This window comes from Natronomonas marina, from assembly GCF_024298905.1.
In the GTDB taxonomy this organism is placed as follows: domain Archaea; phylum Halobacteriota; class Halobacteria; order Halobacteriales; family Haloarculaceae; genus Natronomonas; species Natronomonas marina.
The window spans coordinates 3,468,581-3,481,745 of the sequence record NZ_CP101154.1 but is presented as its reverse complement, the minus strand read 5'-3'; the positions used below and the strand labels follow the sequence as shown (position 1 = coordinate 3,481,745).

The 13,165-nt window shown below is 69.7% G+C and carries 14 protein-coding genes; 4 read left to right on the top strand and 10 right to left on the bottom strand.

Annotated features, from left to right (window positions below; translation table 11 throughout):
- Nucleotides 1-22 precede the first annotated feature (22 nt).
- The 3 genes from NLF94_RS18140 to mutL form a co-directional block, all read right to left on the bottom strand.
- Nucleotides 23-523, bottom strand: coding sequence for a DUF8154 family protein (locus tag NLF94_RS18140; RefSeq protein WP_254839048.1), 501 nt, complete (start codon nt 521-523; stop codon nt 23-25).
- Nucleotides 516-1,211, bottom strand: a complete 696-nt coding sequence (locus tag NLF94_RS18135; protein WP_254839047.1) for a nucleotidyltransferase domain-containing protein — start codon at nt 1,209-1,211, stop codon at nt 516-518. The genes NLF94_RS18140 and NLF94_RS18135 overlap by 8 nt, the downstream gene beginning before the upstream one ends.
- Before the next feature lie 108 nt (nt 1,212-1,319).
- On the bottom strand, nt 1,320-3,350 hold the full coding sequence (gene mutL, locus NLF94_RS18130) for a DNA mismatch repair endonuclease MutL (RefSeq protein ID WP_254839046.1): 2,031 nt from the start codon (nt 3,348-3,350) through the stop codon (nt 1,320-1,322).
- A 95-nt stretch (nt 3,351-3,445) separates the two neighbouring features.
- Between mutL and NLF94_RS18125 the strand changes: the two genes are divergently transcribed.
- The gene (locus NLF94_RS18125; protein ID WP_254839045.1) at nt 3,446-3,748 is read left to right on the top strand and encodes a putative quinol monooxygenase; all 303 of its coding nucleotides are present in this window, start codon (nt 3,446-3,448) and stop codon (nt 3,746-3,748) included.
- A gap of 29 nt (nt 3,749-3,777) precedes the next feature.
- On the opposite strand, the gene NLF94_RS18120 is transcribed toward NLF94_RS18125, so the two are convergent.
- The 3 genes from NLF94_RS18120 to mutS form a co-directional block, all read right to left on the bottom strand.
- Nucleotides 3,778-5,154, bottom strand: coding sequence for a DolP-mannose mannosyltransferase (locus NLF94_RS18120; RefSeq protein WP_254839044.1), 1,377 nt, complete (start codon nt 5,152-5,154; stop codon nt 3,778-3,780).
- A gap of 82 nt (nt 5,155-5,236) precedes the next feature.
- Nucleotides 5,237-6,262, bottom strand: coding sequence for a helix-hairpin-helix domain-containing protein (locus tag NLF94_RS18115; protein WP_254839043.1), 1,026 nt, complete (start codon nt 6,260-6,262; stop codon nt 5,237-5,239).
- 149 nt (nt 6,263-6,411) lie between these two features.
- Nucleotides 6,412-9,063 (bottom strand): DNA mismatch repair protein MutS, encoded by a 2,652-nt coding sequence (gene mutS / locus NLF94_RS18110; RefSeq protein WP_254839042.1) that lies wholly within the window; start codon nt 9,061-9,063, stop codon nt 6,412-6,414.
- Nucleotides 9,064-9,208: 145 nt separating this feature from the next.
- Here mutS and NLF94_RS18105 point away from each other — a divergent pair, with 145 nt between their 5' ends.
- Nucleotides 9,209-9,379: a DUF1059 domain-containing protein gene (locus NLF94_RS18105; RefSeq protein ID WP_254839041.1), complete on the top strand. Its 171-nt coding sequence runs from the start codon at nt 9,209-9,211 to the stop codon at nt 9,377-9,379.
- Nucleotides 9,380-9,389: 10 nt separating this feature from the next.
- Here NLF94_RS18105 and NLF94_RS18100 read toward each other — a convergent pair whose 3' ends face one another.
- On the bottom strand, nt 9,390-10,115 hold the full coding sequence (locus tag NLF94_RS18100; RefSeq protein ID WP_254839040.1) for an alanyl-tRNA editing protein: 726 nt from the start codon (nt 10,113-10,115) through the stop codon (nt 9,390-9,392).
- A gap of 66 nt (nt 10,116-10,181) precedes the next feature.
- Here NLF94_RS18100 and NLF94_RS18095 point away from each other — a divergent pair, with 66 nt between their 5' ends.
- Complete coding sequence (locus NLF94_RS18095) at nt 10,182-10,472, top strand: hypothetical protein (protein WP_254839039.1); 291 nt, start codon at nt 10,182-10,184, stop codon at nt 10,470-10,472.
- Here NLF94_RS18095 and thiD read toward each other — a convergent pair.
- On the bottom strand, nt 10,437-11,822 hold the full coding sequence (gene thiD, locus NLF94_RS18090) for a bifunctional hydroxymethylpyrimidine kinase/phosphomethylpyrimidine kinase (protein WP_254839038.1): 1,386 nt from the start codon (nt 11,820-11,822) through the stop codon (nt 10,437-10,439). The two genes, NLF94_RS18095 and thiD, sit on opposite strands and share 36 nt — an antisense overlap.
- A gap of 82 nt (nt 11,823-11,904) precedes the next feature.
- Between thiD and NLF94_RS18085 the strand changes: the two genes are divergently transcribed.
- Nucleotides 11,905-12,081, top strand: coding sequence for a hypothetical protein (locus NLF94_RS18085; RefSeq protein WP_254839037.1), 177 nt, complete (start codon nt 11,905-11,907; stop codon nt 12,079-12,081).
- On the opposite strand, the gene NLF94_RS18080 is transcribed toward NLF94_RS18085, so the two are convergent.
- Nucleotides 12,082-12,474, bottom strand: coding sequence for a DUF5611 family protein (locus tag NLF94_RS18080; RefSeq protein WP_254839036.1), 393 nt, complete (start codon nt 12,472-12,474; stop codon nt 12,082-12,084).
- Between the two features lie 25 nt (nt 12,475-12,499).
- On the bottom strand, nt 12,500-13,117 hold the full coding sequence (locus tag NLF94_RS18075) for a DUF7093 family protein (RefSeq protein WP_254839035.1): 618 nt from the start codon (nt 13,115-13,117) through the stop codon (nt 12,500-12,502).
- Nucleotides 13,118-13,165: the final 48 nt, after the last annotated feature.

Genomic DNA, 13,165 nt, shown 5'->3' with positions numbered 1-13,165 from the left:
ACTCCTGACCTGTCGAGCGCAGTCAGTCACACAGACAGACGCCACCGTCCCGAATCTGACTCACTGCGAACCGATGGACCGCACTGGCGAGGTCGGTCATTGCTTCCGCCTGTTCTTGGGTTGGACGCCAGCCGCCGTAATAACTTTCGGTCCGGTTCTCGCTGTAGAGGTCGTTCATCGCCTCGGCAGTCTCTCGCTCGAACAGCCCGATCTGGTGGGCACGCTCGTAGGCAAACTGGTGATCCTGAAAGTCCTGGAGCGTATCGTTCGTCATCGAGAGCGCGTACGCCTCGATCGACCGTTCGATCGCGCCGAAACAGACCTCGATGACGGCCGTGTAGTACCCATCCTGTGACTGGACGACCTTGAGGAGGCGACACGCTTTCGTCAGCTGTGTCTTCCAGTCTTCGTCGGCACTAATCCCGTCCTCGAACGCTGTCCGACCGTGTCCGACCATCTCGAAGGCATCCTGTGCGCGGTCGAGTGCTGCGAGCACAGCGGACGGGTCCGAACCGTTACTCATCGGTCGCTCCGTGCTCCAAGAGGAGGTTTTCGACGGTTTCGAAGTCACTCGTCTTGTAGACCGGGATCCCCGAAACGACGATCTCCCGGATATCCTCGGTGTAGGCCGGAATCGACTGGACTGTCTCGACGTCGATATCGTACGCGTACCGATCACCATCGAACTCCGTGTCTTCGAGGTCACGGGCGATCGCATTCGCTTCTCGTTGGCTTTCGGCCCGCCCGGAGCGAGTCAACACCCAGAGATCGATATCGCTCCGTCGGTCAGCGTCGCCCCGAGCGACACTTCCGTACAGGACGATGCCGACGAGGTCGTCGACGCTCTCACGAAGCCTCGTGACCGCAGTTTTGACCGGTCGGTGATACCCCGATTGGGGGATTCGGAGGATCGGATCGTTCGGGATAGACAGCCGCTGTCTGTTGATCTCGACGAGCCGTCGGTTGCTTTCCGGAGATTCAACGACCAGATCGTTCGCACTGAGAACGTTCACTGCCCGTCGGACGGACTGGTGGGAATGACCGATCTGCGTTGCGAGTTCGCGCAGTGAAAAGTCACTGAACCGGTGGTTGGTCAAAAAGAGAAGGACATCGCTCGTCGCCTTGTGTTTGAATAAATCCGGATCCGAAGGGGGTATCGAAAGAGAAATAGATGCCCCCGGCGGATTCGTACTATCCGTCTCGCGGTTCATATGCCGTGTCACGGACCACTACTATAAAAATATTATATATGAATCGCGTTTTACCTAAATATCCACTCCTGTGGCGAAATGCCGGGATTTGTTTCGTAAGTGCCCCGATTAGTGACCGGGGTAGTCCCGCTCGAAGCGGTCCTCGATCTCGTCCGAGTCGATCTGGATCAGTACCGGCCTTCCGTGCGGACACGCCCACGGGTTTTCACACTCGTCGAGCGCCGAAAGCAGGTCGACGACCGACCCGTCGGTCAGCGACGTGTTCCCCGTAATCGACGGGTAGCAAGCCATGTCGGCGAGCAGGTCATCGGCGATGCTCTCGACGGTTCCCTCCGCCGTCCCTTCGCCACCGACCAGGTCGGATAGCACGTCGCGGACGACCGACGGGTCGCCAGCCTCGGCGACGAGCGCGGGAACGGTCGTGACCTCGACCGTTCGGTCGTCGACCCGGTTCGCGTGGAACCCCAGACGGGCGAGCGCGTCCCGGTAGCGTTCGAAGAGGGCGGCTTCGCGGGCCGTCAGTTCCAGTTCGACCGGGTCGGCCAGCGCCTGGGTCGTCACGTCGCCCGCGAACCGCTCCCGGAGCCGCTCGTAGTTGACCCGCTCGTCGGCGGCGTGCTGGTCGACCAGGAGCAGTCCGTCGGCCGTCTCCGCGACGAGGTAGGTGTCGTCGTACTGCCCGAGCACCTCCATCGACGGCAGCCGTTCGAGGTCCTCCGGCGTGCCCGTCGTGGCCTCCCCGCCGAGGGTCCGCTGGGTCGGCGCCTCCCGGAACGCCGGCTTGCCGGGGGCGTCCGTCCGCCCGTCGGTGCCGTCCGCTTCCTCGCTCGTCGCCCCGTCGCCGGGGGAGTCGGCCGGTTCACTCGGCGGTGCGGACGAGGGAGTTGCCCGGCCGGTCGGCCCCGTCTCGCCGGCGTCGTCGAGCGCACCCGCGTCCGTCCCCGTCTCGCCGCCGTTCCCGGTGTCCCGACTCGTCGCGTCGGCGGTTCCACCCGAAGCGTCCCCCGCGTCCCGACCCGCCCCCGTTTCCGGTGGACGCTCCGCCGACCCCGAACTCGCGTCGTCGGGGATTTCGGTCTGCTCCGGCGCCGACCGTCCGCGCGGCGCCCGCGAGCGGACGAGACCCTCCGCCAGCAGCGCCGACCGCACCGCCTCGCGGACCTGCTCGCGGGCCCCCTCGTCGTCGGCGAACAGCACCTCCAGTTTCCGGGGGTGGACGTTCACGTCGACGCCGCCTGGTGGCACGTCGATGTCGACGACGGCGAAGGGGTACCGGTCGGGCGCGAGCTGTGCGCCGTAGGCGTCGACGACCGCTTCGCGGACGACGCTCGCGGTCACGTACCGGCCGTCGACCAGCGTCGTCACGTACTCCCGGCCTGCGCGGTTGGTCTCGGGGTGGCTGACCAGCCCCTCGACGCCGTCCAGCGGTCCGTCGACGGCGTCGGCGTCCTCGCGGGCCGCGCCGACGGGTATCATCGAGGCGGCCACCTCGCGGCCGTACACCGCGAGTGCCGCGTTCCGCCGGTCGCCGTCGCCGGCCGTCGAGAAGCGTTCCCGGCCGTCGTGGGTCAGGGTGATGGCCACGTCCGGGTTGGCCAGCGCGTAGCCCGCCACGACCGACTGGACGTGGTCGAACTCCGTCGCGGCCGTCTTGAGGTATTTCCGGCGGGCCGGGACGTTGCCGAACAGGTCCGTCACCTCGACGGTCGTCCCCTCGGGACAGCCGACCGGCCCGCACTCGAGGCGGTCGCCACCCTCGACGACGAGTTCGGTCCCCCGGCTACCGCCACGGGGCTTCGTCCGTATCGCCATCCGCGAGACCGATCCGATGGCGTGCAGCGCCTCGCCGCGAAAGCCCAGCGTGCCGATGGCGTCCAACTCGTCGATGGCCCGGAGTTTGCTCGTCGTGTGCTCCTCTATCGCCTTCCGGGCGTCGGTCTCGGACATCCCTACGCCGTCGTCGCCGACGGCGATTCGCTCGGTGCCGCCCGCCTCGACTTCGACGGTGATTCGGGTCGCGTCGGCGTCGAGGGCGTTCTCGACGAGTTCCTTGACGACCGAGGCGGGTCGCTCGACCACCTCGCCGGCCGCGATCCGGTCGCGGGTCTCGGCGTCGAGTTCGCGGATGTCCGGGGTCATGTCGGGATGCTACCGATACTTCGGGCGGCGAGGTATAAATCCAGGCGACCCCGCGGCACGAACGCTTTTGTCGCTGCTCGTCCTCGGTGACGTGTATGATAGTGATGCACGCGGAGATGCCCATCGCCTCCGACAGCCGGGAAGCCGCCCTGGACCTGCTGGAGGAGTTGGCCGAGCAGTCCCGCGCCGAGGACGGCGTCGTCGACTACTGCGTGACGACCGACGTCGAGTCGCCCAACACGGTCCGGGTCGTCGAGGAGTACGAGGACGCCGACGCCGTCGACGCACACATGTCCAGCGACCACTTCGAGTCCTTCCAGGCGGACATCGCCGCCCACCTCGCCGGCGAACCCGAACTCTACCGGTTCGATGTCGACTCGAAGACGCGGGTGATGTAGGCGCCCCGCTTCTCCGGCCGCCGCACGGCTCACCCCGGCAGCGCACGCTCCAGCAACCACTCGCGGGGCGGCGACGCGAAGGGCCACTGTCCGCACCGCGATTTCTCGAGGCTGCCGCCGGTCTCCGCCGCGAAGTACCGCTGTTTCTTCCCGAACCGGTAGTGACACCGCTCGGGCCGTCGCTTCTCCCAGTAGACGGTCGACATCGACGGCGCGTCGGCGGGCCGCTCGGGGAGCCGTTCGTAGTCCGAGACGCCGACCGACTCCTGTGCGGCCTCGACCTCGTCTTTGATGGGCGTGACCGGGCCGGCCGCCCAGTAGCCGTTCGCCGCCGCCAGCAGGATGACGACCGCCAGCACCCGGAGCCGCCGGTCGGAGCTCCGCCGCCCCGCGACGACCGCCCCGGCGCCGACCCCGACGAACGCGAACAGGAACACCAGTTCGATGGCGCCCTGCATCTCGAGGAGCGCCTGCAGCGCGTAGGCGGCGCCGCCGACCGCGACCCACCAGTACCGTCCCGCCCGGTCGAGTCCCCGAATCCAGCCGTAGGCGCCGACGACGAGGAGGGCGACGCCGGCCACTCCCACCTCGACGATGGCCTCGAGGAGCCGACCCGCGAGCGTGTACCGCTCGACGGCGTAGACCGGCGCGACGACCGTCTCGACGACCAGCGGGACGACCAAGCCGGCGGCGACGAAGGGCGCGACGACGGCGGCCGCGACCGCGACCCCGCCGGCGACCGCCAGGGCCGCCCCGCGCCGGCCGCCGCGCCGGTAGCCGACGGCGACGACGAGACCGGCCACGAGGACCCCCAGTTGCCAGAAGCCGGCGCTCGCCGCGGCGGCGGCGCCGCTCGCTCCAGGCCTGTCGTCGACAGCCAGCACCAGCGCTCCCATCCCGAAGCAGAACGCGAGGTACTTCGGGCGGATGCCGAGGCTCGGGAACGCGTACACCGTCGGAAAGACGAACAGCGACACGCCGGCGGCGTAGGCGGCGGTGCCGTCGCCGGTCAGCCGGTGGGTGAGGACGCCCACCAGCACGACGCCCGCGCCGACGGCAGCGGTGCCGACGGCCACGCTCAGCAGGTGCAGGACGGCCATGTTCCCGCCCGAGAGCGCGGCCAGCACCGCCGTCACGGCGTAGATCAGCGGCGGCTTGACGTCGAAGAAGTCGACGTACGGCGTCGCTCCCTGCAGGACGTACCAGCCGGCGTGCTGGAACAGCGCCGAGTCGCGGTTCACCGCGAAGGGAGTCAGGAGGAACCGCCCGGCCGTCGCCCCGGCGAACACGACGACGACCGTGGCGACCAGCAGCGAAAGCCAGTGGCGGTCGAGGAACTCGTCGAGGCGGCCGAGACGCTCCTCGAGGCGGTCGAGCCGGGACCGGGCGACGCCTTGGGTCGCCATCCGCCTAGTCGTCGGTGCCCGAAGGAAATACTCTGTCGGTCCGGCCGGGGGCCGCGTCGCCCGCCCCCGATTCGTCGGGCCGTCAGGCCTGCTGCTGTGCGCGCTGGACCCACTCGCCGGCGCGGTCCTCGCTCACGCCGGCGGCGTCGGCCACCTCGTCGGCGCTGGACTGGGCGAGGTCGCCCTGGGTCCGGATGCCCGCGTCGGCGAGACGGTCGGAGTAGGTCTTGCCGATGCCCTCCAGGTCGGCGATGGCCTCGCCTTCCGCCTCGACGGCGACGTCGAGCAGTTCCTCTGCCTCGGCCTCCGTCGCGTCGGCGGCGTCGGCGACCGCCTCGGCCTCCGCCTCGGCGAGGTCCGAGAGCGTCCCGATTCCGGACTCGACCAGCCCCTCGACGGCGTCGTCGTCGACGACCTCGGACTCCGCCGCCAGCGTCGAGCGGAACTCCTCGAACTCCTCGACGGTGGCGTCGACGTCGGCCTCCAGGTCATCGAGGAACTCCTCGGCGGTCGTCCCGGCGGACTCGACGGTATCCTCCGTCGTCTCGGCGGCCTCGTCGGCGGCTTCCTCGACGGTTTCGGCGGCCTCTTCGAGTTCCTCCTCGACGGTTTCGGCGGCCTCTTCGAGTTCCTCCTCGACGGTTTCGGCGGCCTCTTCGAGTTCCTCCTCGACGGTTTCGGCGGCCTCGTCTATCTCCGCCTCGACGTCCTCGGCCGCGTCTTCGACCTCTTCCTCGACGGCTTCGGCCGTCTCCTCTATCTCGGCTTCGACGTCCTCGCCGGCCTCCCGGAGGCGCTCGAAGCCCCCCTCGAAGAGGTCGACCGACCAGCCGGTGACCTCCTCGGAGGTGTCGACGCCGCGCTCGGCGGCGCCCTGGATGTCATCGAACAGCTCCGCCTGCGTGTCCTCTATCTGGTCGAAGGCGTCCTCGAGCTGGTCCTCGGCGTCCTCGTCGGCACCGGGCGCGACGCCGACGAGCGGGCGTACCGCCTCCCGCGTCAGGTCCAGCCCCTGTCGATTGAGCTTCTCCTGTGTCTCGATGGTCCGGTCGATGAGGGTCCGCTGGGTCTCGAACAGCGAGTCGAGCGGTGTCGACGTGTCACTCATAGCGACTAGAACCAGTAGCTCCAGCCGGTTGTGTTCGCTCCCTCCTATTTACGGCGGGTTGAAACGTGCATCGTCGAACGCGACGGAGAGAGCGTTTGAACGCTGGAATCGGGTGTTTCGGTCCTGCCAACCGTTCCCGCGGTTCCGTCTCACTCGTCGTCGAGGCGGCGCTGCCACTCCCGGACCGTCGACAGCACCTCGACCGGCGGCGTCGTATCGAGGTCGGCCTCGCGCAACTCCGAGAGGACCGCCTCGGTCTCGGGGTCGAGCGCCGTCCCGTCGCCGCCGTCGGAGGCGGTCGCCTCCCGGTCGGGACCGTCGCCGCTCCCGTCGGTGTCACCGCCCCGGAACTCGCCGCTCCCGAGGTCGAACACCGTCTGGACCGGGCCGTCGCCGCCGCCCTTCGCCTCGATTGCCCGCTCGGACCGGAGGCGGTCGAGGACGTCACGGGCGCGGTCGACGACGGGGCCCGGCACGCCCGCCAATTCGGCGACGTGGACCCCGTAGGAGCGGTCGGTCGGTCCCTCCTCAACGGTCCGGAGGAAGGTCACGTCCCCCTCGCGCTCGGTCGCGGCCACATGGACGTTCTCGACGCGCGGTAGCTCCTCGGCCAGCGTCGTCAGTTCGTGGTAGTGAGTCGCAAACAGCGTGAAGGCGCCGACCTCGTTGTGGAGGTACTCCGTGGCGGCCCACGCGATGGAGATGCCGTCGTAGGTGGCGGTGCCGCGGCCCACCTCGTCGAGCACCACCAGCGACTCCTCGGTCGCCGAGTGGAGGATGTTCGACAGTTCCTGCATCTCGACCATGAACGTCGAGCGGCCCTCGGCGAGTTCGTCCAGCGCGCCCACGCGGGTGTAGACGCCGTCGACCAGCCCCACCGTGGCGGCGTCGGCGGGGACGAACGAGCCGACCTGGGCGAGCAGCGTAACCAGTGCGGCCTGCCGCATGTACGTCGACTTGCCGGACATGTTCGGTCCCGTGACGAGCAGGAAGCGCCGCTCGCGGTCCAGGTAGAGGTCGTTCGGGACGAACTCGACGTCCGTCTCGACGACCGGGTGCCGGCCCGCCTCGACCGCCAGCACCCGCTCGTCGGTCAACTCCGGCCGGCACCAGCCGTGTCGGGCGGCGTGGGCCGCCAGCGAGCAGAAGACGTCCAGTTCCGCCAGCGCCCGCCCGACCGCCTGTAGCAACTCGGCCGACTCGGCAACCGACTCCCGGAGTCGGCAGAACGCCTCGTACTCGCGGTCGGCGCGCTCCTCCTCCATGCGGAGCAGTTCGCGCTCCCGCTCCCGCAGTTCGTCGAAGACGTACCGCTCGGCGTTCTTCAGCGTCTTGATGCCCTCGTAGCTCTCGGGCACGTCGTCGGTCTCGGACTTGCCGACCTGGACGTAGTAGCCGTCGGTCTTGTTCCGGTCGACGGTGACGTGCGTGAGGTCGTGGCGGCGCTTCTCGCGGTCGGCGAGGCCGTCGAACCACTCCTCGGCGGCCTCGTGGCGGGCGACGAGTTCGTCCAGGTCCTCATCGTAGCCCCGCTCGATGAGGCCGCCCTCGTGGAGGGTCTTCGGCGGGTCGTCGGCCAGCGCCGACAGTTCCTCGCGGAGTTCGTCGACTGCGTCGCCGTCCAGCTCCTCAAGGAGGTCCGCCACCGGCGACTCCGACAGCCGGGACGACCCCGCGACGGCCTCGCGCAACTCGGGCACCAGCGCCAGCGTCTCTCGGGCCCGCAGGAGAGCGTCGGCGCCGGCGTTGCCAGAGACTGCCCGGGAGGCGACCCGTTCGAGGTCGTAGGCGTCGGCGAGCAACTCCCGGAGTCGCTCCCGGACGATGGCGTCCTCTGTCAGCGCGCCGACGGCCGACTGCCGACGCCGGAGTTCGCCCCGCCGTCGCAGCGGCCGCGTGAGCCACTCCCGGAGCAGGCGCCCGCCGGCGCTCGTCTCGGTGTGGTCCAGCGTCGCCAGCAGCGACTGCCCGCTGCCGGTCATCGTCTCGGTCAACTCGAGGTTGCGCTGGGTCGTCGCGTCGACGGCGACGTGGTCGTCGGGAGCGTAGGTGCCCAGCCGGGTCACCGACGCGAGCGCGCCGACGCCCGTCTCGGCGACGTAGTCGACGACGGCACCGGCTGCCGCGACGGCCGCCCCGTCGTCGAGGCCGACGGCGTCGACGGCCTCGCCGAACTGCTCGCGGAGCGCGTGTCTCGCCCGGCCGGGCGCGAAGGCGTCCGTCTCGTGGTGGGTGATGCGGGTGTCGAGCCGTTCGTCCAGCGTCGCCAGCAGGTCGTCGTCGCTGCGAGCGGTCGGTCCCGGCAGCACCTCGACGGGCGCAAACCGGTACAGTTCCGTCAGTGCGCGCCCCGTCGCGTCCGGTCCCGACACCGACGCGGTCCGGAACCGGCCCGTCGTCACCTCGCAGAAGGCGAGGCCGTACCCGTCGTCGGCGGCGACGACGGCGGCGAGGTACCGGGCGTCGTCGCCGTCCGGCGACAGCAGCGTCCCGGGGGTGACCACGCGGGCGATTTCGCGGGTCACGTCGCCGTCGTCATCGCGCTGGTCGGCGACGGCCACCCGGTAACCCCGCTCGACCAGCGCCGTCAGGTACGGTTCGAGGTCGTCGACCGGGACGCCGGCCATGTCGTAGGTCTCCCCGCCGGAGCCCTTCTCGGAGAGCTTCAGGTCCAGTTCCTCGCCGACGAGGCGGGCGTCCTCGCCGAAGAACTCGTAGAAATCGCCCAACTGCATCGCCAGGACGTCCGCCTCGGCCTCCTCCTTCAGCGCGAAGAACTCCCCGACGATACCCGATGCCATGTGGCTACCGGCGGCGGCCGGGAGGTAAAGCGTGACGGAACGGCGGTCGGGCCGGCGGCCCGTCGGGGGACGCCGCCCCGGTATCGCGACCGTGGCGCACGACCGACCCAGCGTTATGCGAGCGCGCTACCTGCTAGCAGAGGCCATGTCGAAGGAACTCCACTGCGTCGTCGACGGCTGTGAGGCGACCATCGAGGCCGAGACGGAAGCCGAGATACTCGAACAGGCGGAGGCTCACGCCGCCGACGCCCACCCGGAACTCGAACTCGACGAGGAGACCGTCGAGACGCTGAAGGGCCACATCCAGGAGACGTAGCGCCCCCGGCTTAGTTCTCGCGCAACTCGAAGGCGATCCGCTCGACCTCGGCGCCCTTCGAGGTCCGGTCGACCACTTCGATTCGGCCGACGTCGCCGAGTGAATCGACGTGGGTCCCGCCACAGGGACACATGTCGAACTCCTCGATTTCGACCACCCGGAGCGGGTCCACCGAGTCCGGAATCAGCCCCAGCAGCGCCCGCCCCTCGTCGACCTCGCGTTCGACCCGCTCGCGGGGGCGGTTCTCCTTCTCGACTTCGAGGTCCCTGTCGAGGGCCTCGTTGGACAGGCGCTCGATTCGTTCGAGATCGGCGTCGTCGAAGTCGGCGGGCTCGAAGTCGATTCGGGAGCGTTCGGCGCCGACCTGGTTGCCCGCCGTCTCGGCGCCGTACTCGTCGAGGACGACCCTGCTGACGACGTGCTGTGCGGTGTGCATCCGCGAGAGGGTCGCGCGGCGCTCTGCGTCGATCTCAGCCTCGACGGTCGTGCCCGCCTCGGGCGGGTCGCCCGCTATCTCGGCGACTTCGTGGCGGACGTCGCCGTGGTCCTTCCGGGCACCCTCGATTTCGGCGCGGCCGCCCGGCCACGACAGTTCGCCGTGGTCCGGTGGCTGGCCCCCGCCCTCGGGGTAGAAGTAGGTGCCGTCGAGGACGACGTACTCGTCGGTCGCCTCGACCACCGTCGCCGTGAACGAGGTCACGTCGTCGGCGTCGGGGAGGTACAGCAGGTCGGTCATCGACGGCTCGTAACCGCCGGACCGTCAAAAGCGGTCGGGGCCGTCGCCCGCTTCAGACGTCGGCCGGTGGTTGCGACCGAGGACGGCCGCGTCGCGGACACGATTCCGGCCGCCTGGACCGTCGACACCGCCTTCGGCGACGCCGTTGCCGTCGAGGAGACCGAGAACGGCAAGCGCGTCATCCTGCAGGCCAGCGGCGACGGCGAACTCACCTACTTCACGGAGGCACCCGAGGGACTCTCCAGTACGGGTCGCTACGAGTTCGGACCCGTCGAGGTCGAGCAGGACGGCGAGTACACCGCCGTCGACGGCACCAGCGAGTCAGTCTCCGTCGTCGGCGCCAGTACCGAGCTCTGACAGGGTCGCACGCAACTCGAGGAGTCGCTCGCCGAGCGTCCCCGCCTCGCCGGCGACGAGCTTGGTCATCGCCTCCTTGCCCACGTCGCCGCGGTCGACGACGGCGACCGGTCGCTCGCCGGCGCCGGCGAACGCCTGCTCGGCGCCCCAGTCCATCGTGCCGGCGGCGTCGTCCGGTTCGGCCGCACGGTCGTACTCGGCGACGGGCCACCCCAGCGATTCGAGCGCGGCCTCGACGTCGTCGTCGAACCGGCAGTTGACCGCGAAGCGCAACCCGGGGCTGTGCTCGCGGGCCGCGAGCAAAAAGCGGGCGACGTGGCTGGAGGCGCCGAACCGGACGCCGCGGTTGGCCCGGACGCCTTCCAGCGTCTTCGTGATGCGCCCCTCGACGGCGGCGGTCTCGGCCGTCGACTCGGCGTACGGCGTCGCCCCGACGACGTTCATGCCGACCTCCGGGACCAGCGTGCGGACGTTCTCCCGCTCGAACCACCCGACGAGGTCCGCGACGGACTCGGCGGTCTCGTGCCGCCGCGCCTCGTTCCGGAGCGCGACCAGGTGGTGGACCGCGCCCGGCCCCTCGCCGACGTCGTGGTGGTACCGGACGGCCCGCTCCATGAAGGCGACGCTACGGCCGACGGCGTCGACCAGCGGTTCGCCGTGGGCCAGTCGGGTGGCGATGGCCGCCGACAGCGCACACCCCGACCCGTGGGTCGCGTCGGTGTCGACGCGGGGGTGTCGCGCCGTCTCGATGGTGTCCCCGGTCACGAGGGTGTCCAGCACCTCCTCGCCGGGGACGTGACCGCCCTTCACCAGGGCGGCGTCGACGCCCATCGCCAGCAGGCGCTGGCCCGCGAGACGGGCGCCCGCCTCGTCGCTGGGTTCGACGCCGGTCAGCACCGCCGCCTCGTCGGCGTTCGGCGTGGCGAGCGTCGCCTCGGCGAGCAGGTCCTCGTAGGCGGCCTCCGCGTCCTCGGTCAGCAGGCGGTCGCCGGTCGCCGCCACCATCACCGGGTCGACGACGAGCGGACACTCCAGGTCGGCGGCGTACGCCGTCACCGTCTCGACCACTTCGGCCGTCGCCAGCATGCCGGTCTTGACCGCCCGGACGTCGAAGTCCGAGAGCACCGCGTCGATCTGTGCCGCCAGTTCCTCGACGGGGAGGACGTGACTGGACTCGACTCCCGTCGTGTTCTGGGCGGTCACGGCGGTCACGGCCGAGGTGCCGAACCCGCCGGTCGCCTCGATGGTCTTCAGGTCGGCCTGGATGCCGGCACCGCCGCCCGAATCGCTGCCCGCAATCGTCAACACGACCGGGCGGTCGACCGGGGCCGGCGTGCGCGTCTCGCTCATGTGTCGTGTTATTCTCCGTTACTACAAATCGGTGATGGTAACCGGCGAAACGCCTTCCCCCACCGCGGGCGTACGGTCTGGCATGTACCGGGCCATCCTCCCGAACGGCCAACTGGAGTGTGCGGCCTACGAGAAGCGCGACCACGGCATCGACTGCTACGACGCCGACGAGGAGTTCCTGGCGTTCGTTCCCTACGAGAGCCTCGAAGCACTGTTGGCCGAGGGTGCCTACGAGAGGCGCGCGCCGTCGGTGATGTAATCAGACGTTGTCGGGCTTCTCGGCGTCGTCCTCGACGGCCCGCTTCATCGACTCGCGGCGGGACTTGGCGTCCCGGCCGGTACACTCGAGCAGGAAGTCGTTCTTGGCGTCGTTGGCGTCGCCGGCGGCGTCGACGTCGCCCGTCTCCATCAGTTCCTCCAGTTCGCGCTCGTGGAAGTCGACGGCGAGTTTGTCCTTCTTGCCGGAGTAGGAGACCGCCCCGGCGACGACCCGGTCGAAGACGGGGTTGTCCGGCTCCTCGACGACGTAGAGGTCGCTCCCCTTGAACTCCTCCGTCCCGGTGATGGGTCCGAAGTACTCCTCGATGGTGCCCTCCAGGTCCGGTACGCGCTCCTCGAGGTACTCGCCGCGACGCATCTTGTACTCTTCCATGGTGGTGGTATCGGAAGCCGATGGTTTACCGATTTCGCTCGCTCGTCAGCCACGCGCCGCACTCCGGACAGGGGTCGCCGTCCCGGTAGGAGGAGTCGGCCTCAACGCTGAACTCGCACTCGGTACAGACGATGGTCCCCTCGGGGACCGTGATACCCGAGAGGGTCTCCTCGTCCGGCTGGACGGGGTCGACATCGGCGTCGTCACCGCCGTCACCGGCGTCCTCCTCGGGGGCCGGCGTCGGCGCCTCCTCGGGGTCCCACGACTCGTCGGGGTCGTCGGGCCAGGCGCCCGGTTCCCGTTCGGGCTCCTCGTCGGTGAGTATCTCGGCGTCCTCCTCTGCGGGGTCGCGGGCCTCGTACTCGCCGCCCTCCAGGGTCTCGCCGGCGTCGGCGACGCCGCTCCTGTCGACGGCCCCGCCGACGGCCGTCTCGCCACCTCCGTCGTCGTCGAGGTCGACCTCCTCCTCGTCGACGACCGCGGTCACTTCGGTACTCTCGGAGACGACCCGTTCCTCCCCGCAGCGGACGCAGCGCTCTATCTCCCGGTGGACGGTCACGACCTCGGAGCCCTGCTCCTTCCGTTCCTGCTCGAAGTCGGCGGGCTCGAAGGAGTGGCCCAGTAGCGAACACTTCAGTCCCATCGTGGTGGTGTGGCCGTCTCGGGGGCATAAAACTTGAGACGCGAGTCG

Excerpts from the sequence above, each read along its gene's own strand:
- NLF94_RS18140 (WP_254839048.1), bottom strand. The coding sequence starts at position 523 with ATGAGTAACGGTTCGGACCCGTCCGCTGTGCTCGCAGCACTCGACCGC.
- NLF94_RS18135 (WP_254839047.1), bottom strand. The coding sequence starts at position 1,211 with ATGAACCGCGAGACGGATAGTACGAATCCGCCGGGGGCATCTATTTCT.
- mutL (WP_254839046.1), bottom strand. The coding sequence starts at position 3,350 with ATGACCCCGGACATCCGCGAACTCGACGCCGAGACCCGCGACCGGATC.
- NLF94_RS18125 (WP_254839045.1), top strand. The coding sequence starts at position 3,446 with ATGATAGTGATGCACGCGGAGATGCCCATCGCCTCCGACAGCCGGGAA.
- NLF94_RS18120 (WP_254839044.1), bottom strand. The coding sequence starts at position 5,154 with ATGGCGACCCAAGGCGTCGCCCGGTCCCGGCTCGACCGCCTCGAGGAG.
- NLF94_RS18115 (WP_254839043.1), bottom strand. The coding sequence starts at position 6,262 with ATGAGTGACACGTCGACACCGCTCGACTCGCTGTTCGAGACCCAGCGG.
- mutS (WP_254839042.1), bottom strand. The coding sequence starts at position 9,063 with ATGGCATCGGGTATCGTCGGGGAGTTCTTCGCGCTGAAGGAGGAGGCC.
- NLF94_RS18105 (WP_254839041.1), top strand. The coding sequence starts at position 9,209 with ATGTCGAAGGAACTCCACTGCGTCGTCGACGGCTGTGAGGCGACCATC.
- NLF94_RS18100 (WP_254839040.1), bottom strand. The coding sequence starts at position 10,115 with ATGACCGACCTGCTGTACCTCCCCGACGCCGACGACGTGACCTCGTTC.
- thiD (WP_254839038.1), bottom strand. The coding sequence starts at position 11,822 with ATGAGCGAGACGCGCACGCCGGCCCCGGTCGACCGCCCGGTCGTGTTG.
- NLF94_RS18085 (WP_254839037.1), top strand. The coding sequence starts at position 11,905 with ATGTACCGGGCCATCCTCCCGAACGGCCAACTGGAGTGTGCGGCCTAC.
- NLF94_RS18080 (WP_254839036.1), bottom strand. The coding sequence starts at position 12,474 with ATGGAAGAGTACAAGATGCGTCGCGGCGAGTACCTCGAGGAGCGCGTA.
- NLF94_RS18075 (WP_254839035.1), bottom strand. The coding sequence starts at position 13,117 with ATGGGACTGAAGTGTTCGCTACTGGGCCACTCCTTCGAGCCCGCCGAC.